This is a genomic window from Sulfitobacter sp. M13 (genome assembly GCF_053474885.1).
In genome coordinates this window covers 2,744,582-2,771,016 of record NZ_CM130281.1, presented here as the reverse complement: position 1 = coordinate 2,771,016, position 26,435 = coordinate 2,744,582, and the positions used below count along the sequence as shown (strand labels likewise).

The 26,435-nt window shown below is 57.0% G+C and carries 20 protein-coding genes; 12 read left to right on the top strand and 8 right to left on the bottom strand.

The genetic code is table 11. The features are described 5' to 3' along the window. Window position 1: 1 nt before the first annotated feature. From ACVBAU_RS13215 to ACVBAU_RS13205, 3 genes are all read right to left on the bottom strand, one after another. Window positions 2-304: a hypothetical protein gene (locus ACVBAU_RS13215; protein ID WP_448326736.1), complete on the bottom strand. Its 303-nt coding sequence runs from the start codon at window positions 302-304 to the stop codon at window positions 2-4. Continuing rightward, the gene (locus ACVBAU_RS13210; protein WP_448326735.1) at window positions 291-818 is read right to left on the bottom strand and encodes a hypothetical protein; all 528 of its coding nucleotides are present in this window, start codon (window positions 816-818) and stop codon (window positions 291-293) included. The genes ACVBAU_RS13215 and ACVBAU_RS13210 overlap by 14 nt, the downstream gene beginning before the upstream one ends. 528 nt (window positions 819-1,346) lie before the next feature. Beyond that, window positions 1,347-2,495 (bottom strand): trans-sulfuration enzyme family protein, encoded by a 1,149-nt coding sequence (locus ACVBAU_RS13205; protein WP_335744277.1) that lies wholly within the window; start codon window positions 2,493-2,495, stop codon window positions 1,347-1,349. A gap of 254 nt (window positions 2,496-2,749) precedes the next feature. On the opposite strand from ACVBAU_RS13205, the gene purB reads away from it, so the two are divergent. From purB to ACVBAU_RS13190, 3 genes are all read left to right on the top strand, one after another. Beyond that, window positions 2,750-4,054, top strand: a complete 1,305-nt coding sequence (gene purB, locus ACVBAU_RS13200; protein ID WP_335744276.1) for an adenylosuccinate lyase — start codon at window positions 2,750-2,752, stop codon at window positions 4,052-4,054. Between the two features lie 163 nt (window positions 4,055-4,217). Then, window positions 4,218-4,742, top strand: a complete 525-nt coding sequence (locus ACVBAU_RS13195; protein ID WP_448326734.1) for a hypothetical protein — start codon at window positions 4,218-4,220, stop codon at window positions 4,740-4,742. Between the two features lie 123 nt (window positions 4,743-4,865). After that, window positions 4,866-5,768, top strand: a complete 903-nt coding sequence (locus ACVBAU_RS13190; RefSeq protein ID WP_448328998.1) for a lysophospholipid acyltransferase family protein — start codon at window positions 4,866-4,868, stop codon at window positions 5,766-5,768. Window positions 5,769-5,807: 39 nt separating this feature from the next. Here ACVBAU_RS13190 and ACVBAU_RS13185 read toward each other — a convergent pair whose 3' ends face one another. Further along, window positions 5,808-6,506, bottom strand: coding sequence for a DUF1223 domain-containing protein (locus ACVBAU_RS13185; RefSeq protein ID WP_448326733.1), 699 nt, complete (start codon window positions 6,504-6,506; stop codon window positions 5,808-5,810). A gap of 234 nt (window positions 6,507-6,740) precedes the next feature. Here ACVBAU_RS13185 and acnA point away from each other — a divergent pair, with 234 nt between their 5' ends. The 3 genes from acnA to ACVBAU_RS13170 all read left to right on the top strand — a co-directional run bounded on the left by acnA (window position 6,741) and on the right by ACVBAU_RS13170 (window position 15,792). Further along, window positions 6,741-9,515: an aconitate hydratase AcnA gene (gene acnA / locus ACVBAU_RS13180; RefSeq protein WP_138922910.1), complete on the top strand. Its 2,775-nt coding sequence runs from the start codon at window positions 6,741-6,743 to the stop codon at window positions 9,513-9,515. A gap of 299 nt (window positions 9,516-9,814) precedes the next feature. Continuing rightward, the gene (locus tag ACVBAU_RS13175; protein WP_448326732.1) at window positions 9,815-11,638 is read left to right on the top strand and encodes an autotransporter assembly complex protein TamA; all 1,824 of its coding nucleotides are present in this window, start codon (window positions 9,815-9,817) and stop codon (window positions 11,636-11,638) included. Continuing rightward, the gene (locus ACVBAU_RS13170; protein ID WP_448326731.1) at window positions 11,635-15,792 is read left to right on the top strand and encodes a translocation/assembly module TamB domain-containing protein; all 4,158 of its coding nucleotides are present in this window, start codon (window positions 11,635-11,637) and stop codon (window positions 15,790-15,792) included. Before ACVBAU_RS13175 ends, ACVBAU_RS13170 begins: the two co-directional genes overlap by 4 nt. Window positions 15,793-15,902: 110 nt before the next feature. On the opposite strand, the gene ACVBAU_RS13165 is transcribed toward ACVBAU_RS13170, so the two are convergent. Further along, a complete protein-coding gene (locus tag ACVBAU_RS13165) occupies window positions 15,903-16,421 on the bottom strand; it encodes a flavin reductase family protein (RefSeq protein ID WP_448328996.1) in 519 nt (172 codons plus the stop codon). Between the two features lie 255 nt (window positions 16,422-16,676). Between ACVBAU_RS13165 and ACVBAU_RS13160 the strand changes: the two genes are divergently transcribed. After that, the gene (locus ACVBAU_RS13160; RefSeq protein WP_448326730.1) at window positions 16,677-17,192 is read left to right on the top strand and encodes a DUF992 domain-containing protein; all 516 of its coding nucleotides are present in this window, start codon (window positions 16,677-16,679) and stop codon (window positions 17,190-17,192) included. 66 nt (window positions 17,193-17,258) lie between these two features. Here ACVBAU_RS13160 and acs read toward each other — a convergent pair whose 3' ends face one another. Continuing rightward, the gene (gene acs / locus ACVBAU_RS13155; RefSeq protein ID WP_448326729.1) at window positions 17,259-19,214 is read right to left on the bottom strand and encodes an acetate--CoA ligase; all 1,956 of its coding nucleotides are present in this window, start codon (window positions 19,212-19,214) and stop codon (window positions 17,259-17,261) included. Between the two features lie 381 nt (window positions 19,215-19,595). Between acs and dctP the strand changes: the two genes are divergently transcribed. The 3 genes from dctP (at window position 19,596) to ACVBAU_RS13140 (ending at window position 22,726) form a co-directional block, all read left to right on the top strand. After that, the gene (gene dctP, locus ACVBAU_RS13150; protein WP_138922916.1) at window positions 19,596-20,612 is read left to right on the top strand and encodes a TRAP transporter substrate-binding protein DctP; all 1,017 of its coding nucleotides are present in this window, start codon (window positions 19,596-19,598) and stop codon (window positions 20,610-20,612) included. An 81-nt stretch (window positions 20,613-20,693) separates the two neighbouring features. Next, window positions 20,694-21,323 carry a TRAP transporter small permease subunit gene (locus tag ACVBAU_RS13145; RefSeq protein WP_448326728.1) on the top strand — a complete coding sequence of 210 codons (630 nt, stop codon included), beginning with the start codon at window positions 20,694-20,696 and terminating at the stop codon, window positions 21,321-21,323. Between the two features lie 2 nt (window positions 21,324-21,325). After that, window positions 21,326-22,726, top strand: coding sequence for a TRAP transporter large permease (locus tag ACVBAU_RS13140; protein ID WP_138922918.1), 1,401 nt, complete (start codon window positions 21,326-21,328; stop codon window positions 22,724-22,726). Here ACVBAU_RS13140 and ACVBAU_RS13135 read toward each other — a convergent pair. Continuing rightward, window positions 22,712-23,770 carry an AI-2E family transporter gene (locus ACVBAU_RS13135; RefSeq protein WP_448326727.1) on the bottom strand — a complete coding sequence of 353 codons (1,059 nt, stop codon included), beginning with the start codon at window positions 23,768-23,770 and terminating at the stop codon, window positions 22,712-22,714. The two genes, ACVBAU_RS13140 and ACVBAU_RS13135, sit on opposite strands and share 15 nt — an antisense overlap. 304 nt (window positions 23,771-24,074) lie before the next feature. Between ACVBAU_RS13135 and ACVBAU_RS13130 the strand changes: the two genes are divergently transcribed. Next, window positions 24,075-25,067, top strand: coding sequence for a FecCD family ABC transporter permease (locus ACVBAU_RS13130; RefSeq protein WP_448328994.1), 993 nt, complete (start codon window positions 24,075-24,077; stop codon window positions 25,065-25,067). After that, window positions 25,064-25,822, top strand: coding sequence for an ABC transporter ATP-binding protein (locus ACVBAU_RS13125; protein ID WP_138922920.1), 759 nt, complete (start codon window positions 25,064-25,066; stop codon window positions 25,820-25,822). The genes ACVBAU_RS13130 and ACVBAU_RS13125 overlap by 4 nt, the downstream gene beginning before the upstream one ends. Here ACVBAU_RS13125 and ACVBAU_RS13120 read toward each other — a convergent pair. Beyond that, window positions 25,819-26,388, bottom strand: a complete 570-nt coding sequence (locus ACVBAU_RS13120) for a peptidoglycan-binding domain-containing protein (RefSeq protein WP_448326726.1) — start codon at window positions 26,386-26,388, stop codon at window positions 25,819-25,821. The two genes, ACVBAU_RS13125 and ACVBAU_RS13120, sit on opposite strands and share 4 nt — an antisense overlap. Window positions 26,389-26,435: the final 47 nt, after the last annotated feature.

Here is a 26,435-nt window from a genome sequence, read left to right as displayed (position 1 = left end):
GTTAGCCGCCTGCACTCTGTGTTTTTTCATCCAGTTGCGGAGGCCGGGTAAAACTCGCTTCCGGTTTATTGCAGCTCGAAACAGTATAAATGATGAGGAGCATTGCCCCCAGTTCACGAAGCGTCCGGTAGTCCGCTAGGTGTTTGATGGACATGATTATGGTGAGGCATACTGTCCCGAAACGATCACGGGATTCCCCGCCATTTCCGACAACCTTTAGTTGGACATCCCTTTGCGTATGTTTGGCGGGGGAGGCTTCACTCCGATTTGAATCGGGGCTTTTTGAAGAGTCATGATCTGTCATATTCTTCCTCTAGCTCGGGGGTGTGAACTTCGATTTCATTTTCTGTGATCCTCCAGCGCCTTTTTTCATCATTGAAAAAAATACGGCCTTCATCACGGTAGCGTGCTAGATAACTTCTGAAGGTGTTGTAGTTCAGGTTTTCGTCATCCCTCTCTAAGGGAGACAGAAAAGCTCTCTTTTCCCCACGTTCAATGCGGTTAGGGTCAGAGTTAGCCGCTTGGGTTGCGAGCTTATCTACGCGGATGTCTTCGACTACCGCTTCATAAATACTCTTTGTGCTAGCGCCTCCATAAAGAAAGCAATCAGGGCGGCTCAAATGCGTTGCAACCCTAGCAAGCAGTTCAAACTTGACTGCAGTGCGGGATGTAAAGCGGTCGTCAGGGCGTAATACATTGGGAAAACCTGCGAATAACCGCTTAAACTTCGCGAGCATTGCTTGCTCTGCTCGCAACCCCTGAATCTGGCGTTCAAGTTCAGCATTACGTTCATCAAAAAGATCTGTTGCGTCTGTCATGTCTGCAACAAAGAGGTGAAACGCCCTCAGCAGTCAAGCGTTTCCACGCAGATGTGAGAGGGGGTATTTTCTAGATACTTAGTATTTTCAACTACTTAGAGAATCAACGTATTGAACTTACCCTGTATCGTCTTAGACGATACAGGGTAAAATATAATTTGACAATAGTTGGTCTTTGTTGTGATTGACCCCCTAAATTCCCAGTATTTCGCTATTTTGGATTGGATTCGCGGGCGCAGGCGGTGAATAAATCCGAATCACTAACGGGCTATTGGGGCCACTTTGACGCAACTTGATGCGCAGTAAAAAAAACGCAACAGAAAAGATTTTTGTCCCACAATTTGTCCCATAGAAATGCTCAAGCACAATTGGGACAATTTTAAAAATACGTTGTAATACAGTATGTTGAGTGGTTTGCAGTAAGCTGTATAGAGAGTTCGAGTCTCTCCGACCGCACCACTGGTTTGATTTTCCATCATATTTCACCACAGACGAAGACTTCCGGGACGCGGACGCCCCGAATTCTCGTTATGTGTCAAGCGCTTGTATCAAGTCGTTTCTCAGGTCATCAATGCCTTCGATACCGACCGACAGTCGTAGCAACCCCTCTGGTATCCCGGTATGTGGCTCGATTGTGTGGCGATGCTCGACCAGGCTTTCTACACCACCGAGCGAGGTTGCCCGGTGGAAGATAGCTAGCTTGCTAACGACCGTTAGCGCGGCCTCTGCACCACCTTTGACCACACACGATAAAAGCGAACCAAATCCGCCGGTCATTTGTGCTTGCGCCAGCTCATAGCCGGGATGGGATGGAAGGCCTGGATAAAATACGGTTTCGATTTTCGGATGATCCTGCAGGAACACGGCTAATTTCGCCGCATTGGAAGACATCTCTCTAACGCGAAGTGGCAGCGTACGCATTCCCCGGACCAGAAGCCATGCTTCGAATGGGCCGATGACCGCGCCGGCATCATGACGGTCAATCTTAATATCCTCCCAAACGCGCCCGGTCACGTCGTTGGTTGCCAATACCCCAGCCAATACGTCCGAGTGTCCGTTGATCCCTTTGGTGGCCGAGTGCATTACGATATCAGCGCCGTGGCGCAGCGGCTGTTGCAATACCGGCGTTGCGGCGGTGCTATCGACCACAAGCAACCCGCCGACGGCGTGAACCGCATCAGCGGCGGCCTGGATGTCAACCACACGAAGCCAAGGATTCGACGGTGTCTCAATCAATGCGAGTGTTGGCTTGAAGCTCGCGCAATTCTCTTTAAATGCATCAGTATCCGAGGCTTCGACCTCGCGTACTTCAATGTCACGGCGGGTGCAGAAGTCCCGTATCCATTTTGTTGTGCCCCAATAGATCTGGCTTTGTACCAATACGCGGCCACCATTAGGCACCGTCCGAAACGCAGCTGCCAGCGCTGCCATGCCTGATGGAAACAAAAGCGTTTCCTTTGCGCCTTCTAACTGTGCCAGTACGTTCTCCGCGACGCGCACAATATCACTTTGATCGCGCAGGTAGATATTGTCTGGACGTAGCGGCTGGTATGCTGCGTCCCGCAGGTATGTCGTGGCCATTGGCAATGCTGGGACGACACCGCCGGTTTGAACATCAATGGCACCCGCCGCTTGGGCCGCGATTGTAGCGGGGCTTAAACGAGACGTATCAGACATTTCTTAACGATTCCCTAATGGTACAGTTCTTTCAATCTATGGCACCTTTGCCCGCCGCGACAAAAACTGCCAGCCCGGAAAGCGATAATCTGACCGCTTCTTCATTTTGCCGGTAAACTCCCGCCGGAGGCGCCTATGATCAAGGCGCGCTTTTGATCTAGAAATGGCGTTATAGGGGTTCAGACTTGTTCTTTACCCCCCCGCGGTCTATCCCGCGGCTACATCAAAACACCCCAAAACAAAGGTATCACCACATGATTCCCCGTTATTCCCGCCCCGAGATGGTTGCGATCTGGTCCCCTGAAACCAAGTTCCGCATCTGGTACGAGATCGAGGCGCATGCCTGTGACGCAATGGCCGACCTTGGGGTGATCCCGCGCGAAAACGCTGAAGCAGTTTGGAAAGCCAAAGATGTCGAGTTTGATGTGGCGCGGATTGACGAAATCGAAGCCGTTACAAAACATGATGTTATCGCATTTCTGACCCACCTGGCAGAGCATGTAGGCAGTGACGAGGCCCGGTTCGTGCACCAGGGGATGACCTCTTCTGACGTTTTAGACACTTGCTTTAACGTACAATTAACCCGTGCCGCCGATATTCTGATTGATGACATGGGCTTGCTGCTGGCCGCGCTGAAACGCCGTGCCATGGAACATAAGAATACGCTGCGCGTCGGGCGTAGCCACGGCATCCACGCCGAACCAACGACGATGGGCCTTACCTTTGCGCGCTTCTATGCAGAGATGGACCGCAACCTGACACGCCTGAAAACGGCCCGATCCGAAATCGCGACCGGTGCCATCTCGGGCGCGGTAGGCACGTTTGCGAATATCGATCCGCGCGTTGAAGAGCACGTGTGCGAAAAGCTCGGCCTGTCGCCCGAGCCGGTGAGCACGCAGATCATCCCTCGCGACCGCCATGCCGCGTTCTTTGCCGCCCTCGGCGTGATCGCCAGCTCGATTGAGAACGTCGCGACCGAAGTACGCCATATGCAGCGTACCGAAGTCCTTGAAGGGGCGGAGTTCTTTTCGGCGGGCCAGAAGGGCTCTTCGGCAATGCCGCATAAAAAGAACCCTGTGTTGACTGAGAACCTGACCGGGCTGGCCCGCACGATCCGCATGGCCGTAATCCCTGCGATGGAAAACGTTACCACGTGGCACGAGCGCGATATTTCGCATTCCAGCGTAGAGCGGGCGATCGGGCCGGACACTACGATAACACTCGACTTCGCACTTCACCGTTTGACCGGCGTGATCGACAATATGCTGATCTATCCAGATAACATGCTGGCCAACATGAACAAATTCAGCGGTTTGGTGATGTCTCAGCGTGTTTTGCTTGCTCTGACGCAGGCCGGCGTCAGCCGCGAAGACAGCTATAAGCTCGTGCAACGTAACGCAATGAAGGTTTGGGAGGACGGCAAGGACTTCAAAACGGAGTTGTTGGCTGATGACGAAGTCTTGGCTGCGCTAAGTGCTGAAGAGATCGAAGAAAAGTTCGACCTTGGCTACCATACGAAGCATGTAGATACGATCTTCAAGCGCGTTTTCAAAGATTGATCTGGCGCTGGCATCCTAGGCTGCATCGTTGCGACGGTGCAGCTTTTTTGATTAAAAGGGTGCGCAATTTAGCCCTATCGCTCTCGCTATCGTGACGCTACGCTTTACCTGTGGTCCAGATCGGCTAACATCTACAGTGTGATTAGTTCAGGAGCGTTTGAGTATGCGTGTTGTGTTTGCGTCCATCCTGTCATTGGCGCTGCCGATTGCAGCCTTTGCGGCGGGCTCCGGTAATACGTCTCCGCCAAAGCATGTCGTGAAATGCGAAGACGGGCAGGTGTATGAAAAGAAATCCAAAACTTGCGTCGATGCAAAAGACAGTCGCCTGACGCCGGACGACCGATATCAAGCTGTCCGTGAACTGGCCTATGCCGGGGCCTATGAGGACGCGCAAGTCGTGCTCGCCACTATGCCAGAATATGACGACAGGCGTCTTACCTATATGGGTTTCACCACCCGCAAGATGGGCGATCTATCGGGTAGCATGACATTTTACGCGCGTGCTCTTGAAGCCAATCCTGCCAATATTTTTGCACGGTCCTATCTTGGGCAGGCGCTGGTTGAGCAAGGTGATATCCCCGCCGCGCTGTCTGAGCTGCGTGCCATTCGTGCGCATGGCGGGGCAGGGACGTGGGCCGAAGCCTCCTTGCGTACAGCTATCTCTACCGGTCAGACATTCAGCTATTGAAATCGCATTTCACCCGGTGACGCATTGCCTGCCGGGTGAAACTCGCTTGTTGCGCGGTGCCCTGCACGGTATGAACGGCAGGCCCCGCCCCTTTGGGGCGCTTTTCCTTGCAGGCAGATGCGCATGGCCAGTCCTAAGTACGCTTCAAATGTTCCGCTTAAACGGCGCACTGGTCACTATGTAACCAATGCGTTTATAGTTGGTGTCATCCGTTTAGCCTTGTTGCTGCCCTATGAGGCGCGGTTGGCTTTCGTTGGTTGGGTTGTTCAGCGCGTTATCGGGCCGGTGGCGGGATATAGGGCGCGTGCGCTAAAAAACCTAGCCATGATCTGGCCGCAGACGTCCAAAGAGAGACGTGAAGAGATTGCTTCGAAATGTCTGAATAATGTCGGGCGCAGTTTCATAGAAAACTACTCGGCGCGTGACTTCCCTAAGCGCATGGCTAAAAACACACCGATCGGGCCAGGCTTCACTGCGCTGGAGGCGGCCGCTAAAAACGGCAAGCCCGTCATTCTCGTGACCGGCCACTACGGTAACTACGAGGCGACGCGCGCTTGTCTTGTGGCGCGGGGGTATGACGTTGGCGGCCTCTATCGAAATATGAAAAACCCCTACTTCAACGCGCACTACGTCCAGACGATGGAAGCATTCGGCGGTCCGGTTTTCCCCCAAGGGCGCCGCGGTACCGCCGGTTTTGTGCGTCATCTAAAGGAGGGAGGGCAGTTGGTGCTGTTGTTCGATCAGCATGTATTTGGTGCGCCGATGCTGGATTTTCTGGGCGTGCCCGCAAACACCGCGCTCTCCGCCGCCGAGCTTGCGCTACGCTATGATGCTTTGCTGATCCCGTTTTACGGTATTCGCCAACCGGATGGCGTGTCGTTCGAGACCGTTCTTGAGGCTCCGGTGCCGCACAGCGACGCGGCTACGATGACGCAAGCATTGAATGACAGCCTGACGGCGCGTGTAGAGGCGGATCCTGAACAATGGTTTTGGGTCCATCGGCGCTGGCGCAATCGGGGCAAGTAAATCCGATTTTAAGATATTCTACCGGCGTCGCGCGTCTTTTTACCTGATGCGCGCCGCAGCGACGATCTCTCCGGCATTGCTGCGCTGGACTAGAACAACACTCGGCATGTCTCCGGTGACGGTTGCCGTGAGGGACAGCGGTGCCTGCCCGCTCCATTGATCAAGTGCCTGCCAGCCTGCGACAATATTGCGGTTCTCGAACGTATGGCCTGCGTTTTCGCCGCGTTTGACCTGCGTCGCAGCGATGGGGTGATACCGCAGCAAAAACACGTCAAATGGACCCGCCGCGCCGGACAGAGTGTGTGCTTTGATTTCCAGCATGTCGCCGTCACGTGCAATCCTCAGGTCAACTTGGGGGGCATCGGACTTATGCTTGTTAATGGCCTCCATCAGTTCAACCGGCTTGGCTCCGACAACATCTGTCTTGCCGTTCACAATCATCTCGGGCGTATAGATAGATGTGCGTCCCCCTGTTATCGCGTAGGCACGTTGCCGTTCAGCGTGCGCAGGCGCACCGAACGGGTCTTTCCAGCCAATGTAATCCCAATAGTCCACATGAAACGCCAGCGCGATCACGTCCTCCCGTTCGGAAAGCGCCGCGAACAGCTCGTCCGCGGGTGGGCAGGAAGAGCACCCCTGCGACGTAAAGAGTTCGACCACGACAGGACGGTCTTGTGCAAAAGCAGGTGCGACGGACAGCAAGCTGGTAACAATGAGGGACGTGAGCAGGCGGGACATCGCAGGGTACTTTCGGTTTGGATGTTCAATTCGTAGACTGGGCGTATTGCAATTACCACTCAACCTTTGTTGAGGCATTGAAACGTTATGGTGCAATGTGAAAAATGCCATACTCCAGTACACAACGGTATACAAAAGCGGTCGAAACGCGTGTTTGCAGTTGAAACGACCTGCGCAATAAGGCATTTAGACCCCAAGTCACCGACCTTTTTTAACCCATAAAGGGAGCCATTCATGACCATTATCGTTGGCCAGGACACCGCCAAAACCCGCAAAACACTTTCTGCGGGCAGCCAATCCATCGCTTATTATTCGATTCCTGCAGCGCAGGAAGCCGGTCTGGGTGATTTCTCGAACTTGCCAGCCGCGCTTAAGGTGGTTCTGGAAAACATGCTGCGTTTCGAGGATGGCAAAACCGTCACCGTCGACGACATCAAGGCGTTTGCCGAATGGGGTGCCAAGGGCGGTCAGAACCCGCGCGAGATCGCGTATCGTCCCGCCCGCGTGCTGATGCAGGATTTCACCGGCGTGCCTGCGGTTGTTGACCTTGCTGCGATGCGTGACGGGCTGGTGGCCTTGGGCGGCGACGCCGACAAGATCAACCCGCTGAACCCCGTTGATCTGGTTATTGACCACTCGGTTATGATCGACGAATTTGGCAACCCACGCGCGTTCCAGATGAACGTCGACCGCGAATATGAACGCAACATCGAACGCTATACCTTCCTGAAATGGGGTCAAAAAGCGTTTAACAACTTCCGCGTTGTTCCCCCAGGCACAGGCATCTGCCACCAGGTGAACCTTGAATATCTGTCGCAAACAGTCTGGACAGACACGGACCAAGACGGCGTCGAAGTCGCATACCCCGATACACTTGTAGGGACCGACAGCCACACCACCATGGTTAACGGCATGGCCGTTTTGGGCTGGGGTGTTGGCGGTATCGAAGCCGAAGCCGCGATGCTGGGGCAGCCGATCTCGATGCTGATTCCAGAAGTTATCGGGTTCGAGCTGACCGGTGCCATGATGGAAGGCACCACCGGGACCGATCTGGTGCTGAAGGTCGTTGAAATGCTGCGCAAAAAAGGCGTAGTGAGCAAATTCGTCGAATTCTACGGCGCTGGCCTTGATACGCTGCCATTGGCCGACCGTGCCACTATTGCCAACATGGCCCCCGAATACGGCGCGACCTGTGGCTTCTTCCCGATCGATGCCGAAACCCTGCGCTACATGCGGACAACCGGCCGCGACGAAGACCGCATTGCGCTGGTCGAAGCATATGCCAAGGAAAACGGCATGTGGCGTGACGAAGGCTATGCGCCCATCTACACCGACACGCTGTCGCTGGATATGGGCACGATCGTACCTGCGATTTCCGGCCCGAAACGCCCACAAGACTACATTGCACTCACGTCGGCACACACGGCATTTGCAGAATACGTCAAAGGCGTGCGCGAGGGCAAAGACACCTCTGCCAATTCGGAAATCCGTTGGGAAGGCGAGGGCGGCCAGCCTGAACCTCGCGACATCCCCGGGGACGAAGGTAACCACAAACGCGGTTATGTTCAGACCGAGGATGGCAACTATCAGTTGCATGACGGGTCCATCGTGATCGCGTCGATCACATCGTGTACCAACACCTCCAACCCCTATGTGATGATCGGTGCCGGTCTGGTTGCCCGCAAGGCGCGCGCTTTGGGTCTGACCCGCAAGCCTTGGGTCAAAACATCGCTTGCCCCTGGTAGCCAAGTTGTGTCCGCCTACCTTGAGGCCGCAAACCTCCAAGAAGATCTGGATGCGATCGGCTTTAACCTTGTCGGCTATGGTTGCACCACCTGTATCGGGAACTCCGGTCCGCTTGAGGCTCCGATCAGCAAGGCGATTAACGATTACGACCTGATCGGGACGTCGGTCCTGTCGGGCAACCGGAACTTCGAAGGCCGGATTTCGCCTGACGTACGTGCCAACTATCTGGCGTCGCCTCCCTTGGTTGTGGCCTATGCGCTGGTCGGTGACATGAACGTCGATCTGGCAAGTGCGCCTTTGGGTCAGGATCAAGACGGGAACGACGTCTATCTAAAAGACATCTGGCCAACGTCCAAGGAAGTCGCTGATCTGGTCGAGCAGACCGTGACCCGCGCAGCCTTCCAGGAAAAATATGCCGACGTCTTTAAGGGTGATGAAAAGTGGCAGTCCGTCGAAACCACCGACGCCAAGACCTATGACTGGCCACCGCAATCGACCTATGTTCAGAACCCGCCGTACTTCCAAGGCATGTCGCCAGAGCCGGGCGTGATCACAAACATCGAAAACGCCAAAGTTCTGGCAGTTCTGGGTGACATGATCACAACCGACCACATCTCGCCTGCTGGTTCCTTCAAGGAAACCACACCTGCGGGTCAGTATCTGGTTGAACGTCAGGTGCCTGTGCGTGAATTCAACTCGTACGGCAGCCGTCGTGGTAACCACGAAGTCATGATGCGCGGCACTTTTGCCAACATCCGGATCAAGAACGAAATGCTGGATGGCGTCGAGGGCGGTTATACCAAAGGCCCCGATGGCGAACAGACGTCGATCTTTGATGCAGCGATGGCGCATCAGGAAAACGGCACGCCGCTGGTGATCTTCGGTGGCGAGCAATACGGCGCAGGTTCGTCACGTGACTGGGCGGCCAAGGGTACGGCTCTGCTGGGCGTCAAAGCCGTTATCGCAGAGAACTTTGAACGTATTCACCGGTCGAACCTTGTTGGCATGGGTGTCATCCCGTTCGAATTCACCAACGGTGACACGCGCAAAAGCCTGGGTCTGACGGGCGAAGAAACCGTATCAATCAGCGGTCTCGACACCATCAAGCCACTGCAAGAAGTGCCGTGCACAATCACCATGGCAGACGGTTCGGTCAAAGAGATCATGATCAAGTGCCGCATCGATACCGCGATCGAGATCGAATACATCGAACACGGTGGCGTTCTGCATTACGTGCTGCGCAACCTCGCGAAATCGGCCTGATCACAGGCCACGGGCCGCCGTGTGCGACCCTAGAAAAACGCCCGCCAAGTTTCAGCTTGGCGGGCGTTTTGCGTATCAGGCCCACGCCATCACGGCAAAGTTCCGCTGTCATGCGTGAAATGACGCAATCCGGCGCGTTTTGCGGTTCACAATCCTGATTTTGCCCAACAGACTGTTTGCCGAAAGCAGGCGGTTTCCGCTATGCATAAGTTAATAACAAACTCGTTTTCTGACGTTGCGGTCGCGCGCTCTAAGTCTCACCCAACGACACGTCGTACCATGAGTACAGGGAGCACCGCATGGCGCAGTTTTATTCAGACAATTTTAAGACGTTTCTGCGCGCCTCCACAGCTGCGGCGGCTTTGTTCTGGGGAGGATACACGGCTGGTTTCGCCGCGACGCTTGATATCACGGGCATCGACAAGGCCTCCGACCTTTACGAAACGGTCTCAGGCGGGTCACTGCTGCGCGAGGAAACCGCCGAAGACGCTGATCCCACGACCCAGGAGTTGCTGGCTGCCGCTCAGGCTGATTACGCTCGGCTGCTGGCCGTGCTTTATGACAAAGGGTATTTCGCAGCCGTCATCAAGATCACCCTCGACGGTGTAGACGCTTCGGCCATTGCGCCGGTGGCACCGCCGAAACAGATCAACCGTGCAGTGATCGATATCGAGACGGGGCGAAAGTTCAGCTTTTCCAAGGCAGAGATTGCCCCTGTGGCGCCGGAAACCGAACTGCCGGAACAGTTTGCCGCGGGCGAAACTGCGAGGTTGGGCGTGATGAAGGAAGCCGTTGCCGCTGGCATAAAGGGGTGGCGCGATCAAGGTCACGCCAAAGCAGAATTGGCAGAACAACAGCTGACGGCCCGTGTTCCTGACGCGACTTTGGCTGCCACGCTGCGGCTGCGCCCAGGCCCACGTCTTCGGTTTGGTGAGCTGGCCGTAAAGGGCCAAAGCGACGTGACCCTGCGCCGGATCAAGAAGATCGCAGGCTTGCCGACGGGAGAGGTGTATTCGCAAGAGCAGCTTGATCTCTCGGCAACGCGGCTGCGGCGCACGGGTGCTTTCAGTTCGGTTGCCATGATCGAGGCCGATCAGATTACAGCGCCAGACGTGCTGCCGATCACCGTCCAGGTGACTGACGCGCCCAAGCGTCGCTTTGGTTTCGGCGCCGAACTTTCATCGCTCGATGGTCTGAGCGTTAGCTCCTATTGGCTGCATCGCAACTTGCTGGGCGGGGCCGAAAGGCTGCGCGTCGAGGGGGAGGTATCCGGTATCGGTGGCGATTCAGGCGGTACCGATTATCGCCTCGGGACGCGTTTTGAACGCCCTGCGACGTTTAACGCCGACACAAATTTCTATGCGCTGGCTGAAATCGAACAACTGGACGAGGTGAATTATTTCTCGCGTCAACTTGACCTCGAAGCCGGCATCGAACGCATCGCCAGCGAGGAACGTACCTACAGTCTGGGTGTCGGGCTGCGCACCGCGCAAACCCGTGATGCTTTTGGCGAGAACGAATATACGTTGCTGACCCTGCCGCTAAGCGCGGAGCATGATTATCGCGATAACCGGCTGGATGCCAAAGACGGATACTATGCCAAGGCCAGCGTGACGCCATTTGTCGCGCTGGCCGGGTCGGATAACGGCGTGCGCAGCTATATCGATGTGCGCGGCTACAAAACCTTTGGCACCACTCGGCCGGTCACCTTTGCGCTGCGCGGTCAGTTGGGGTCGGTCTACGGCCCGACGCTGTCGGAATCTCCGGCAGACTACCTGTTCTATTCGGGCGGCGGGGGCACAGTGCGGGGGCAACCTTATCAATCGCTCGGCGTGGATCTGGCCAGTGGTGACACAGTGGGCGGGCGCAGCTTTGCGGGCCTATCCGCAGAGGCACGCTGGCAGGTCCGCGACAAAATCGGCGTCGTTGCATTTGCCGATGCGGGCTATATCGGCGCGGAAGAGTTCTATGACGGGTCAGGGACATGGCAGTCTGGGGCGGGCCTTGGCCTGCGCTATGCGACAGGCATCGGTCCGATCCGCGTGGACCTCGCGGTACCCGTTTCAGGCCCCGAGACAGATGAGAATTTTCAAGTTTATATCGGTATTGGACAATCGTTTTGATCCACTTTATGCGCAGTTTTCTGGTTTCCGCCCTGATCTTTGTCGGTACTGTCGCCACGGCACAGGAGGATGACAAAGGGTTCCTTACCCGCACGATCCAAGAGGCCCTGAGCGGGGCAGGCCGCACGGTCAGCATCGACGGTTTTGCCGGTGCGCTGAGTTCGCGTGCGCGTTTTGACAGGATGACGATCGCTGATGAACAAGGGGTCTGGCTGACACTGGAAGAGGTTGAACTGGACTGGAATCGCTCTGCCTTGCTGCGCGGGCGGCTAGAGGTTCAGGCACTGACGGCAAAGCGGTTGAACGTGCCGCGGCTACCTGTCTCGGAGGTAGAAGCGCTTCCCGATCCGGAAGCCAAGCCCTTTAGCTTCCCTGCGATCCCTGATCTGCCCGTCTCCATCGACGTGGCGGATTTTTCAGTCGACGAGATCAACCTGGGCGCGCCGATTTTGGGCGAACCGGCACAGCTGACTGTGCAGGCGACCGCGCTGTTGAACGATGATACCGCGACCGTCGATATTCTTGCTGCACGGACCGATGGCAAGAAGGGTGAGTTCAAGATTACTGCGGACCTTGACCGCAACGATAGCTTGCTGGAAATGGCCGTGACCCTCTCTGAGGAAGCCAAGGGCATTATCTCGCGCACGCTGAAACTGCCGGATGAACCCTCGGTTGATCTTGTTATTGCGGGTCGCGGGCCGTTGTCGGACTTTGAAACGGATATTGACCTTTCCACGGATGGCGAACAGCGTCTGGCCGGTCGGGTTGTTGTGGCGGCTCAAGGGGATAACACCACGCCGGACCGCCGCATTCGGGCCGATCTGAAGGGTGACGTGACCGCGTTGATCCTATCGCAATACCGCGAATTCTTCGGAACCGATGTGGCGTTGTCTCTCGACGCGCTGGTCAAGGCGGAAGGCGGTGTCGATGTCAGCGACTTCGCTCTCAAGGCGCAGTCAGCCGAACTGCAAGGCAAGATCACGCTGAACAGTGACAATTGGCCCAGCCTGATCGACATCACCGGTACCGTCGCCAGCGCCGACGGGAGCCTTGTTCTGCTGCCTGTCGCAGGTGGCAATACATATGTGCGTCGCGTTGGGTTGGACGTGAACTATGACGCGCAAGACGGCGACGCGATCAATGCTACTTTCGACGTCGCCGAGCTTGCCACCGAAGCGCTCGCTACCGAAACGACCCAAGTGACATTGAACGGCACCTTGCAAGGCGATGCGGGATCGGTCGGCGAATTCATGGGCGACCTCGGGTTTTCAGCACAGGGGCTGTCGCTAACCAATGCTGCCGTCTCCGAAGCTGTCGGCAAGTCGTTGAGCGGTCGCACGACAATCGTCTACACCGAAGGAACACCGGTTCAGATTTCCGGTCTTGATCTGTCGGGCACAGACTACGGTTTGACGGGGGACGTAACGATCAGCGGCCCAGGTGAAAGTTTTCTGACCCAGTTGAAAGCACGATTAGAAGCCACTGACATCAGTCGCTTTTCCGCTCTTGCCGGACGCGAGATGGACGGTGCGGCGAATGTCGATATCGTCGGCCAAATTACGCCTTTGGATGGGACGTTTGATCTGAATATCTCTGGCCTGACACAAGATTTGAAGGTCGGAATCGAACAGGCCGATGCCTTGCTTGCTGGGGAAACGACGCTCAGCCTTGGCGCGTCGCGGGATGAGACGGGTACATTTGTCCGCGATTTGATGCTTGAGAACGACGCGCTGACCGCCAGCGGCGGTGTTGAATTGCGAAGCGATAATTCTCAGGCGCGAATTGAAGCAAAATTGAATGATATCGCGATGGTGCTGCCACAATACTCCGGCCCGATCACGATCAAGGCCGAGGCCGACCAAGACAGCCGCGGCTGGACCGTCGATGCAGTGACAGACGGCCCTTACGGAGCCGCACTAACAGCAAAGGGGCTCGCGACAGGCGAAAATGCTTTACTCAATTTCACAGCCGATGTACCCGAGCTGCGCGATTTTGTATCCGAAGCCCCCGTGGAAGGTCCGGTTTCCTTGGCCGGTGTGCTGCGCCAGACGCCGGACGGGTGGCAAGTGGACACCAAAGCCACTGCGCCCGAGGAGGTTACCGCCACTGTCGAGGGCTTGCTGACGCCGCTTGATCTAGACTTTACCGCGTCGATCCCGCGGGTGGAGGCGTTTGCCCCTCTGGTCATAGGCGCGGTCGAGGCATCGGGGACGCTCAAGCAATTAGACGAAGGCTTCCAGATCAATGCCAAAGCCAGCGGTCCTTACGCGGCGAAGGTCGCCGTTCAAGGTATGTTAACACCTATGGTTGATATCTCTTTCGACGCATCGGTCCCGAATCTTCAAGCGGTGGTGCCGCAGGTGAACGGGCCACTTGCTGCGACCGGGACCGTGCGCCAGACGGAAAAGGGGTTTTTTGTCGATACCAGCGCGACCGGCCCATATGGTGCGCGCGCCATGGTTGAAGGATTGGCCACAGGCCCCGAGATGTCACTGACCTTTGACGTGTCGGTGCCCAATGTGCAGCCCTTGGTGCCGGGCGTGTCCGGCCCGCTTGCGGCAAAGGGAACGGTGCGGCAAACGCCCGCCGGCATCGTCGTGAACACCAACGCGACCGGTCCCTATGCCGCACGTGCGTCGGTGCGGGGGGTGGTCACGGGGGATGCGCCCGCGTTGACCTACGATATCACGATCCCCAATCTTGGGGCGGTGGTGCCGAAACTCTCCGGTCCGCTGAATGTGACAGGCACCGCCCAGCAGGAAAACACAGGCTGGCGTGTAAATACCAATGCCACCGGACCTGCAGGCACCCGCGCCACAATTGCTGGACTTGTTGGGAATGATGGAAACCTGAACCTTGATGTGAACGGGAACGTGCCACTGGGCCTGTCGGCCCCCTTCATCGCGCCGCGCATATTGCAGGGCCAAGCCCGGTTTGACCTTATGGTAAACGGTCCTCCTGCGCTTGGTTCTGTTACGGGGACATTGCAAACCTCTGACGCGTCGCTATCGGCACCTAATCTAAGGGTGTCATTACAAAATATTGCTGCGGATATCCGATTGGGCAATAACCGTGCGCAGATCGATCTGTCCGCTCGCGGTGCCGATGGTGGGCAGATCAAGGTCGGAGGTGGGGTGACCCTGACGGGATCGCTGCCAGCCGACATCCAGATCGGTCTGAATAGTCTCGTGCTGATCGATCCGTCGCTCTACCGAACGTCGCTGGATGGGAATCTTCGACTGTCAGGTCCCCTCGCGGGCGGGGCAAGTATCAGCGGCCAGATCGATGTGGGCGAGACCGAAGTCAGCGTGCCGTCGACCGGTATGACGAGCATCGGGGATATTCCGCAGATCGACTTTATCGGGGCACCCGCCGATGTCATAGCTACCCGTCGCAAGGCCGGGTTGACCGGTGCCGACACCGGAACCGACCCTGCGGCCAGCAGCGACAGTGGGCCTGGGTTCGGCCTGAATATTCGTATCAACGCGCCGCGCCGTATCTTTGTGCGGGGCCGCGGGCTGGATGCTGAATTGGGGGGCAGCCTGTTGTTGACAGGATCGACCAACCAAATCATCTCGGCCGGTCGGTTTGATCTAATCCGCGGGCGGCTCGATATTCTTGGCAAGCGGTTCGAGCTGGACGAGGGGTCCGTACGCTTTCAAGGCGATTTGGTACCCTATCTTCGTTTTGCTACATCGACCTCTACCAACACAGGAGAGGTGCGTGTCATCATTGAGGGAAAAGCCACGTCGCCCAAAGTCTCGTTTGAATCGACCCCTGACTCACCCCAAGATGAGGTGCTGGCGCAGTTGCTCTTTGGGCGAAACATCTCGGAGATTTCGACGTTTCAAGCTCTGCAATTGGCCAGTGCCGTTGCGACCCTGGCCGGACGTGGAGGCGCGGGGATCGTTGCTAACTTGCGCACAGGCTTCGGACTGGATGATCTGGATGTGACCACCACTGACAGCGGGGCCACGGCCGTGCGCGCAGGGAAATACATCTCGGAAAATGTCTATACGGATGTCACCGCAGCCTCGGATGGGACGGCCGATGTGTCCATTAACCTCGATCTAACCAAAAACTTGACGGCCAAGGGAACGGTGGGGTCCGACGGGAATACCGGGATCGGTATTTTCTTTGAAAAAGATTATTGATCTGATCCGAGAGGCTGCAAAGACAGGGATAACACCGAAGGGGGCCAGCCCCCGCCTCGGCGTGGCCGAGGCACCCCCGGGATTTGATCCATTTGGAAGAGCTTAGCCTGCTACCCTACGCGCGGCGTGAAGCGGCCGTAGCGGCCCTGATCGTACATCAAGCCAGAAGCGTTTTCGTCTGTTGCATAGGCAGCGTGGGTGACTTGGCCAAGGATGATCGAATGGTCGCCCGCCGGGTGGACGGCGTAGGTGTCGCAGTGAAAGCTTGCAAGACAGCCTGACAACGCTGGGGCGCCGTTGGGGCCTGTTGACCAGTCGAATGCGCCAAAGGCATCGCCGGAAACAGCAAAAGCATCCGCAAGAGCGCGTTGGCGTGAGTCCAAGATATGCACGGCGAACTGCGCAGCCTGTGTAAACGCGTCATGGCGTTTGGAGCTGAGCGCGGGGGACCATTGCACCAACGGCGGGTCGAGCGAAACTGAGGAGAATGAATTCGCGGTCATCCCCAAGGGGCCATCGGCGGTCTGAACCGTGATGATCGTCACGCCTGTGCCAAACCGGCCAAAAGCGCGGCGCAGTTCGACTGTTGCGTCGGGCAGGGGGATGAAGTGGTGCATATTGTCAGCCATATCGCAGCGGTGCCACGCGACGCTGGATTTGTCCAGACGGCAAACCCCCGTGCCTTGGCCGCCGATAATAGCGGTTTGGTGGAACCGAACCGTCCCCAACGTGTTGTCCCTTCACTGAGAGGCGTGACCGTAACATACCGGAATGCCTGTCGGAAAAGGGGTGCTGGAGCATGACGTTCCATCCACCGCCAACAGGCACCCGAATGCCGACGCTCACGACTGATACAGGCGGTTTTCCCGCCGGAAGGATAGATTATGACACTGAATCGTTTTGCACCCCTCAAGCTGACTGTAGCCGCACTTGTAACCGGCGCTGCGTTGTCCGCGCCTGCCTTGGCAGATGACGGCGAGACTGTGGACCACACTGAAGTCGGCTCGCTGAGCTGTGATGTCGGTGATGGCACGGGCTTTATCTTCGGTTCTACCCGTGAACTGACCTGTACCTTCAACCCCGTGCAGGAAGGTTTGGCAGACGAGACATATGTCGGCGATATCAAGCGTTATGGCATCGATATCGGCAAGACACAGAACGGCCAAATGTCCTGGCTTGTTCTGGCACCGACTGAATCCGAATATTACGAGGGTGGTCTAAACGGCGATTATCAGGGCATATCGGCAGAAGCGACCTTTGGCGTCGGACTTGGGGCCAATGTGATGGTCGGTGGTTCTGAAGATACACTGGCGTTGCAGCCGATTAGCTTGAACACCCAAAATGGTGTGAACTTTGCTATCGGTGTGGGTGAAATCACCTTGCAACGTGTCGAAGGCTAAATTCGATATCTAGGTAATTTAAGACATAAGGGGCACCGCGTGGTGCCCCTTTTTCGTTGTCGCTCCCTAGCGGTTCATTCTGTTTGCGATCAAATCGTCGACGACTTCTGGTTCTGCAAGGGTCGAGGTATCGCCAAGCGCGCCATAGTCGTTTTCTGCAATCTTGCGCAGGATACGCCGCATGATTTTACCCGAGCGTGTTTTGGGCAGCCCGGGGGCCCACTGGATCAGGTCTGGCGATGCAATCGGCCCAATCTCGGTGCGGACCCAGTTGCGCAATTCGGTTCGCAGCTCATCGCTCGGGCTTTCGCCGCTCATCAGGGATACGTAGCAATAAATGCCCTGACCCTTGATATCATGTGGAAAGCCGACAACCGCGGCCTCGGCTACCTTTGGATGTGCGACAAGGGCGCTTTCCACCTCTGCCGTCCCCATACGGTGGCCAGACACGTTGATCACATCATCCACGCGGCCGGTGATCCAATAGTCGCCGTCCGCGTCGCGCCGACACCCATCGCCGGTGAAGTAATAGCCTTTGTAGTCGCTGAAATAGGTCTGCTCGAACCGTTCATGATCGCCCCAAATTGTACGCATCTGGCCGGGCCAGCTGTCGGCAATACACAAAACACCCTCGACATCATTCCCGTCAATCTCGGCACCCGTTGTCGGGTCAAGTACGACCGGTTTGATACCAAAGAACGGCTTCATCGCGGCGCCGGGCTTTGTTGCATGTGCCCCCGGTAGCGGGGTCATAAGGTGACCCCCGGTTTCGGTCTGCCACCACGTATCGACGATGGGGCAATTCCCTTTGCCAACCACATCATTGTACCAGTTCCAGGCTTCGGGGTTGATCGGTTCACCTACGGTGCCCAACAACTTCAGGCTGCTCAGGTCGCATCCATCTACGAATGCGCGGCCTTTGCCCATCAATGCACGAATGGCGGTCGGCGCAGTGTAAAATTGATTGACCTTGTGCTTTTCGCAGATCTGCCAGAACCGGCTGGCGTCGGGGTAGGTGGGGACGCCTTCAAACATCAATGTGGTCGCCCCGTTGGCAAGTGGGCCATAGACGATATAGCTATGACCCGTCACCCATCCCACATCCGCGGTACACCAATAGACGTCACCGTCGTGGTAATCAAAGGTCACCTCGTGGGTTAGTGCAGCATAGACCAGATAGCCGCCCGTGGTATGCACAACCCCCTTGGGCTGGCCGGTCGAGCCGGAGGTGTAGAGGATGAACAACGGGTCTTCTGCGTTCATCGCTTCTGGCGCGCAACTGTCTGACGCCTCTTTGGCCAGTGCTGTACAATCCACATCTCGCGTGTCGTTCCACGCAACATCGCCGCCGGTCCGACGCACCACCAGACATTTGACCGAAGCGTCGCAGGACGCCAGCGCCTTGTCGGCGTTGGCTTTCAGCGGGGTAGCCTTGCCACCGCGCGGCGCAAAATCTGCGGTGATGACGACCTTTGCGTCCGAACCTTGCACCCGTGCTGCCAACGCATCAGGAGAGAACCCGGCAAACACGATTGAGTGGATCGCACCAATGCGCGCGCAGGCCAGCATGGCATAGGCGGCCTCGGGGATCATCGGCATATAGATAATTACACGGTCGCCTTTACCTACGCCCATGTCGCGCAGGATATTCGCCATCTTGCACGTCTGGCTGTGCAGGGCGCGATAGCTGATATGCTGCGCCTCTTCTTTAGGGCTGTCGGGTTCCCAGATGATCGCGGTCTGATCGCCGCGCGTTTCAAGGTGGCGGTCGATACAGTTGGCGCTGACGTTCAGCGCGCCATCGGCGAACCAATTGATCTTGACCTGCCCAAAAGTGAAATCGACGTCTTTGACCTTGGTGAACGGTGCCATCCAGTCAACGCGTTGCGCCTGTTCTTTCCAGAACCCCTCGGGGTCCGAGATAGAGGTATCATACATCGCATCATATTTGGCGGCGTTCACATGGGCCGCGTCGGCGATTTTGTCGGACGGCGGATAGGTTGGTGTTGCGACGTTGGACATGGTTCCTCCCTCAGAACTCTGTTCGTTTGCTGCCGCACAGACGCTTGCGCGCGGCGGCTCTCCCTCGGCAGATCATAACGCGAAGTGAAAAGAAGGAAATAAGCATATGTAAACACGCGGTTTGTCTGTAAATATTTTTCCGCATTCCGCACAAATTAGTAAATTTCACCGCTCGCGATGCAAAATCCCTAGCAAACTTCGCCGATTGCCTGTCAACGGGTGCGCATTACGCACAGGGCGTGCTTCCAAATGGCCTGAAATCCTCGCCGAAGGCTCCTGCAACCGCGGCTGCGACCTGTCTTGGGGGGTTGGCAGCCCGCCCCCCTGAAGGTAGTATTTCGCCCAAGCGGGCCACCAACAGTCCGCATAAGGGAGATAACAATGAATAATCTACTAAACGGCGCAGCTGTCTGCGCCCTGACTTTTGCTTTTGCCTCGCAAGCAGCCGCAACGGAATGGAGCGCTTCCGTCTGGGGTAAGCGTCGCGCCTTTACAGAGCACGTTGAAAAGATCGCCGAGCTTGTCTCGGAAAAGACAGACGGCGAATTCACCATTAATGTAAGCTATGGCGGTCTGTCCAAGAACTCTGACAACCTTGATGGTATTTCGATCGGCGCCTTCGAGATGGCTCAATTCTGCGCGGGCTACCACGCGGATAAGAACCGCGCGATCACCGTGCTAGAGCTGCCATTCCTCGGCGTTCAGAACCTCGAAGAAGAAGTCGCTGTTTCCCGTGCCGTTTATGCGCACCCCGCCGTGGCCAAGGAAATGGCGCAGTGGAATGCCAGAATGCTGATGACCTCGCCGATGCCACAGTACAACCTTGTGGGCACGGGCGAAGCGCGCGACACGCTGGAATCATTCGAAGGCATGCGCGTACGTGCGACAGGCGGTTTGGGCAAAGCCTTTGAAGCCGTTGGCGGTGTTCCGACCTCCGTTACCTCTTCCGAAGCGTATAACGCGATGGAATCTGGTGTTGTCGATACAGTGGCTTTCGCACAGCACGCACACCTCAGCTTTGGCACGATCAACAAGGCTGACTGGTGGACGGCGAACCTGAACCCCGGCACTGTGAACTGCCCTGTTGTGGTCAACATCGACGCCTATGATGCCCTGTCGGACGCAGAAAAAGAAGCGCTGGACGGTTCCGTTGACGAGGCGCTGGATCACTATCTGGCGAACTACGGCGAGCTGCTGGGCCGCTGGGATACCGTGCTGGAAGAAAAAGGCGTGGAAAAAGTTATGTTCTCGCCCGAGGTGTTGGCCGAGTTCAAAGCCAAAGCTGCCGACCCTGCACGTGAAGCCTGGATCAAAGACATGGAAGCCCAAGGCATCCCTGGCCAAGAGCTGTACGATCTGGTTATCAAAACACTCGAAGAAAAACGCGCGTCTAACTAAGCCGCACGGTGAAGAGGGCCTGTTTTTCAGGCCCTCTTTGTTTCCAATACCTCCCTCCCACTCATTTGAAAGGAAAGCATCATGGCCGGTTCCTCCGCCGTGCTCGAAGACGGCAGTCTGCTCAGCCGTATCGACAAAGGGCTGTTACGCCTTGAAACCGTGTTTGCCCTTGTCTCCGGAATTGCCGTCTTCATGCTGATGGTGCTTGCCGTCTGGTCCGTCGGCGGGCGTAAGTTCTTTGCCTCGCCGCTTCCCGGCTATGTCGACTGGATTGAATTCGCCATGCCACTGATCGCGATCATGGGCATTTCCTATACCCAGCGGAACGGGGGCCATGTGCGCATGGATATCCTGATCGGCCAGCTTAAAGGCCGCGCATTATGGGCCGCGGAGACGTTCTCGGTTCTGTTGATCTTTATCCTGATGATCGCGCTCATCTGGGGATCGTGGGCGCATTTCCAGCGAAGCTTTGATTTTGCCGCCCCCATGTGGAGCCGCGATAGCTCTATCGACATCGGGCTGCCGATCTGGCCTGCGAAACTGATCGTGCCGATGGCGTTCTCGGTTCTGGCTTTGCGGTTGTTGCTGCAAATCTGGGGATATGGACGCGCATTCGTACTGGGGTTGGAAAGCCCCGTTGCCGTACCTTTGGTACAATCCGCAGCCGAACAGGCCATGGCGGAAGCTGAACATCTAGACGGGCGGGACTGATAATGGACCCTATTGAAATTGGCCTTTGGGTCTCGGGCGGGCTGCTGCTTATGGTGGTGCTCGGTATGCGTGTGGCGTTTGCCGCAGCGATGGCAGGCTTGATTGGCCTGATCTGGATCTTTTGGGCTAAAAAAGGGATGCAGTGGTCTGAACTGGACTGGGCGCTGACCGTTGCGATCAAAACCGCGGGGCAGGTGCCTCACTCCAAAGTGTCTAGCCAGACGCTGAGCCTGATCCCGACCTTCATATTGATCGGGTTTCTGGCCTATTATGCCGGTTTGACCCGCGCCCTTTTCGAAGCGGCAAAGCGCTGGATCGCGTGGCTGCCAGGTGGGCTTGCTGTTTCTACCGTCTTTGCGACGGCCGGTTTTGCGGCCGTCTCTGGTGCGTCCGTCGCAACCGCGGCTGTGTTCGCGCGCATTGCGATCCCGGAAATGCTGGCGATCGGCTATAACAAGAAATTCGCCGCGGGCGTTGTCGCGGCAGGGGGCACATTGGCGTCGCTGATCCCGCCGTCTGCGATCCTCGTTATCTATGCGATCATCGTTGAACAAGACGTTGGCAAACTGCTCTTGGCGGGTTTTATCCCCGGTGCATTTTCGGCCATCGTCTATGCGATCCTGATCGTTGGCATCGCCTCCATCTGGAAAAACGTCGGTCCTCCTGTTACCGGTTTTACGTGGAAACAGCGTTTCGCCTCGCTTCCTGCAGCCATGCCGATCTTTGCGGTAGTGATCATCATCATCTTCTTCGTCTATAACCCGTTCGGCGACGCGTGGGGTACCCCGACCGAAGGTGGGGCTGTGGGTGCGTTCATCGTGTTCCTGATGGCTCTGTATCGTGGCATGCGGTGGGCAGAGTTGAAAGACGCTTTGCTTGAGACTGCCAAGCTGACCGTGATGATCTTTACCATCATCTGGGGCGTGCTGATCTATGTACGTTTCTTGGGCTTTGCCGATCTGCCCGGCGCGTTTGCCGACTGGATTTCAGGGCTTGAGGCGTCGCCGGTCCTGATCCTCGTGTGCATCCTGTTGGCCTATGCAGTCTTGGGTATGTTCATGGATGCTATCGGCATGCTGTTGCTCACGCTTCCGGTTGTCTATCCCGCGGTGATGGCGCTCAATGGCGGAGAGTTCGTCTCTGCTGCGGATAGTGCCTTTGGCATGTCGGGTCCGATGTGTGCGATCTGGTTCGGGATTTTGGTGGTGAAGATGGCAGAGTTCTGTCTGATCACGCCGCCCATTGGCTTGAACTGTTTCGTCGTTGCCGGTGTGCGCCCTGATCTAAGCGTTCAGGACGTGTTCAAAGGTGTAACGCCGTTCTTCATCGCAGATGCTGTGACGATCGCGTTACTCGTGGCGTTCCCGTCTATCGTGCTTTGGCTGCCATCACTCGCTGGCTGACATCACTGCTTGATCCCTCATATCATCGGGTTTGACCTGCTCTGCGGACAGGAAGCTCCCGATGGTATGAAGCGGTTCAAAGTTCTCGCAGACCACTTTGAACACCACAAGAAAGGGCACCGCGACCAACGCGCCGGGGATGCCCCATAACCACCCCCAGAAAACCACAGTAAGGAACACGGCCACCGTGTTCATCTCAAGCCGGCGGCCTACCAGCCATGGGGTGATGATCTGACCTTCAAGCAGGGTCAGGGTCAAATAGCCGATCGGGGCGAGCATCGCATAACCGACGGTATCAAACGTCACAAGCGAGAAGCCAGCAACCAGCAAGACACCCGCGAACCCGCCAATATAGGGCAGGAAGTTCAACATGAACGCCGCAATGCCCCAGATATAAGCGGACGGCAGCCCTAAGATCGTCAGGTAGGTGCCGACGAGGACCCCCAAGACCGCGTTGATTGTAGCAATGGTAAGCAAATAGCGAGACACCCGCTTTTCCACTGCATAAACTGTATGCAACGCGCGTTTCTTTTCCGTTAACGTCGGCATGGACTGTACAAGTTTTAGGTAAAAGAGCTCTCCGGACCCCAAAAGGAACAGCGCCAGAATAAGGATCACAGCCAGCGAAGCGCCGGTCTTGCTTACGGTATCCATCGCAGTATCAAGCAGACCAGGTTGGCGCACGACCACCTCTTGCGGCGCGGTAGCGGTGTTGGAGTCGGTTCCCAGTTTCTGAACTTCTTCGGATGCAGAGCGCATCGTTTCAACAGCATTGCTGACTCCGCTGAGCTTTATCTGAATTTCGCGACCCATTTGCGGGATTTCATCGCTCCAGATTGCGACGGTACCGGCCGATAAGAGGACCACGGCCGCAATCACCAGCGTTGTCGCGGTCACCAGTAGAAATGCTGACACCGGATGTGGCACACCGACGCGATTTAGGGCGCGCCCGACGGGCGATAGGGTCAGGGCAAGTAAAAATCCCAAAACAATAGGAAGTATCAGATCCTTAGCAAAATAGGCTGTAACGAAAAGAGAAATCAAAACTATCAGCTGAAGCGAGCGCCGAATTGAAGGCAAATGTTCCAAGTAAAGCTCCAGACGCTAATATATTTAAAGGCTAACGCACAAGGCGGCGGAAAAGTTCACGTGCTGCAAAGTTTAAGTTATACCCCACCGCCGAACGCCCCTCGCGGCGCGCCTGAAAATGTGGTGAAATCGAACGGGGTTGAACAAGCAAGAGCATGAGACCAAGGAAAATTATGAGCAGGTCTATTCACCCGACGTTAATTCTTAATGGTTATGCACAGGGGTATATTGCGTGCTGGCCCCTTTTGGGGCGCTGCTGATGGGGCGGTCAGCTATCTTGGCGCTTAGTCTAATCGGGCTGGTGCTCGGGCTGTTTGTCGTATCTCTGCTGATAGGCCCGTCGACGGCATCGGTGGGCGATAGCATGAACGCACTGATATCGGGGCAGGGCGGCCCCTTGGCCATCGTCATGCGCGAAATCAGGCTTCCTCGTGCGCTTTTAGGGGTGTTGATCGGCGGTGCCTTGGGGCTTTCCGGTGCAGCGATGCAGGGCTACCTGCGTAATCCGTTGGCCGACCCGGGATTGATCGGCGTGTCGGGGTCGGCGGCTTTGGGCGCTGTGTTGGCGATTCAGACGGGGCTGGCGGCAATTGCCGCTTTGGCGCTGCCCGCGATGGCGCTTGGCGGTGCTTTATTGGGTGTACTGCTGGTATTACTACTGGCGGGCCCGCGGGGCACGTCACTGGCGCTGATCCTAGCTGGTATCGCGATATCCGCTTTTGCCGCAGCCTTGACGTCGTTGGTGTTGAACCTGTCGCCAAACCCTTATGCGGCGAATGAGATCGTGTTTTGGATGATGGGGTCGTTGGCGGACCGGTCGATGACCCACGTCTGGATTGCGCTGCCCTTCCTGCTGGGGGGCGGCCTTCTGCTGGGGTCTCTTGGGCGCGGGCTGGATGCGCTAACCTTGGGTGAAGATGCGGCAGAAGCGATGGGGATCAACCTTTTAAGGCTACGGCTGACTGTGATCCTTGGCACGGCGGCGGTCGTGGGCGCCTCTACCGCCGTTGCGGGAGCGATTGGATTTGTCGGGCTGGTCATGCCGCATCTACTGCGCGGATTTGTCGGTGCACGACCCGGGGCTTTGCTGTGGGCTGCGACGCTTGGGGGCGCGGCGATGATCCTCGCCTCCGATATTCTGGTCCGACTTGTGGTGCCGGACCGCGACCTCAAGCTCGGCGTTGTGACTGCATTGGTCGGCGCGCCGTTGTTCCTCCATCTTATATACCGCACGCGGAAGGAGGGGGTATGACATTGCTTTCATTGCAAAACCTATCGGTCAGGAGGGGGCATAAGACGGTTTTATCCGGAGTTGACCTGACGCTCGGCGAAGGCGAGGTGGTGGGGTTGGTTGGCCCTAACGGCGCAGGCAAGACGACATTGATGCGCGCTGCATTGGGACTTATCCCCGCCGACGGGCAAAGCTCGCTCGCGGGGCTTTCCGCCCGGAAGCGGGGGCAGGCGGTCGCGTGGATGCCTCAATCGCGCGAAATTGCATGGCCGGTGACAGTCGAAACCGTCATCCGTTTGGGTCGCACACCCCATTTACGTGCGGGGCAAAAGCAGCGGCCAGAAGATCAGGCAGCGGTTGACCGCGCGATAGAGCAGATGGGCTTGGACCGGTTTCGTGATCGCCCCGCGACGCAGCTATCTGGCGGTGAACAAGCGCGGGTGCTGATCGCCCGTAGCCTTGCCCAAGAGGCCCCGCTGCTGATCGCGGATGAACCGACCGCGGGACTTGACCCGGCCCATCAAATTGCCGCAATGCGCAGCTTTACCCAAGCAGCGGCACAGGGGCGTGGTGTGTTGGTTTCGCTTCACGATCTAGGGCTGGCCGCACGGCATTGCACAAGGTTGGTCGTGCTGCACAACGGGAAAATCGCCGCGGATGGGCTGCCCCAAGACACGCTGACCCCGAGCACCGTAAAAACCGTCTTCGGCATCACAGCCTATAGCGAGATCACAGACAAAGGTTTTGTTTTTCAGGCGCTTGATCTGGCTTCTTAGCCTTCGGTCTTCGTGTCGACGCCGGGGATATACACGGCAATCACGCCCAAGGACCGCGCTGTCGCCAACGCCAGCACGGGGCTGTCGGGTCCTGCGGTGCTCACTTGATACGCCCGCATTGCGCTGCGGGTCGCGTCATCTAGTTGCGATGAAATGGCCCCGCCATAGAACCCCCGCGCCTCTAGCGCGCGTTGCAGCGTGGCGATCACGTCAGGCGTAAGTGCGCTGGTGCAGGGGGTTTCGAACCAGTTGTCCACCCGCGGGCTGACAATCTTTTGGCGCGTTTCCGTGCGGTAGATCGGCAGTGACTGGATTTCACCGGTGGAACTGATTTGCGCCGGCTGTACCTGTACCTGTTCCGTCACGGTCTCGATCACGGCTGGTGAAACGGTCCGACCCCAACAGCTGCCCGGTGCCGCCCCTGCAGGGCCGTTCGTCGTCGCCTCGCGGACGCCGGGTTCGGGCAGGTCTGATTCCTCAGCGGGGGCACCACAGGCGCTTAGCGTTGCAAGAACCGTGAATATGCAGGCAAATTGAGCTAAATGTGATCGTCGAAAATACTGCACAGCCGGGCCTTGCGGGTCATAGGGTCCGCCGCACGCTAGCGGGTTTT

Bases quoted from the DNA above. Each gene is read 5' to 3' on its own strand.
- acs (WP_448326729.1), bottom strand. From the start codon at position 19,214: ATGTCCAACGTCGCAACACCAACCTATCCGCCGTCCGACAAAATCGCC.
- dctP (WP_138922916.1), top strand. From the start codon at position 19,596: ATGAATAATCTACTAAACGGCGCAGCTGTCTGCGCCCTGACTTTTGCT.
- ACVBAU_RS13165 (WP_448328996.1), bottom strand. From the start codon at position 16,421: ATGGCTGACAATATGCACCACTTCATCCCCCTGCCCGACGCAACAGTC.
- ACVBAU_RS13210 (WP_448326735.1), bottom strand. From the start codon at position 818: ATGACAGACGCAACAGATCTTTTTGATGAACGTAATGCTGAACTTGAA.
- ACVBAU_RS13145 (WP_448326728.1), top strand. From the start codon at position 20,694: ATGGCCGGTTCCTCCGCCGTGCTCGAAGACGGCAGTCTGCTCAGCCGT.
- acnA (WP_138922910.1), top strand. From the start codon at position 6,741: ATGACCATTATCGTTGGCCAGGACACCGCCAAAACCCGCAAAACACTT.
- ACVBAU_RS13205 (WP_335744277.1), bottom strand. From the start codon at position 2,495: ATGTCTGATACGTCTCGTTTAAGCCCCGCTACAATCGCGGCCCAAGCG.
- ACVBAU_RS13175 (WP_448326732.1), top strand. From the start codon at position 9,815: ATGGCGCAGTTTTATTCAGACAATTTTAAGACGTTTCTGCGCGCCTCC.
- ACVBAU_RS13160 (WP_448326730.1), top strand. From the start codon at position 16,677: ATGACACTGAATCGTTTTGCACCCCTCAAGCTGACTGTAGCCGCACTT.
- ACVBAU_RS13130 (WP_448328994.1), top strand. From the start codon at position 24,075: ATGGGGCGGTCAGCTATCTTGGCGCTTAGTCTAATCGGGCTGGTGCTC.
- ACVBAU_RS13195 (WP_448326734.1), top strand. From the start codon at position 4,218: ATGCGTGTTGTGTTTGCGTCCATCCTGTCATTGGCGCTGCCGATTGCA.
- ACVBAU_RS13125 (WP_138922920.1), top strand. From the start codon at position 25,064: ATGACATTGCTTTCATTGCAAAACCTATCGGTCAGGAGGGGGCATAAG.
- purB (WP_335744276.1), top strand. From the start codon at position 2,750: ATGATTCCCCGTTATTCCCGCCCCGAGATGGTTGCGATCTGGTCCCCT.
- ACVBAU_RS13185 (WP_448326733.1), bottom strand. From the start codon at position 6,506: ATGTCCCGCCTGCTCACGTCCCTCATTGTTACCAGCTTGCTGTCCGTC.
- ACVBAU_RS13215 (WP_448326736.1), bottom strand. From the start codon at position 304: ATGACAGATCATGACTCTTCAAAAAGCCCCGATTCAAATCGGAGTGAA.
- ACVBAU_RS13190 (WP_448328998.1), top strand. From the start codon at position 4,866: ATGGCCAGTCCTAAGTACGCTTCAAATGTTCCGCTTAAACGGCGCACT.
- ACVBAU_RS13140 (WP_138922918.1), top strand. From the start codon at position 21,326: ATGGACCCTATTGAAATTGGCCTTTGGGTCTCGGGCGGGCTGCTGCTT.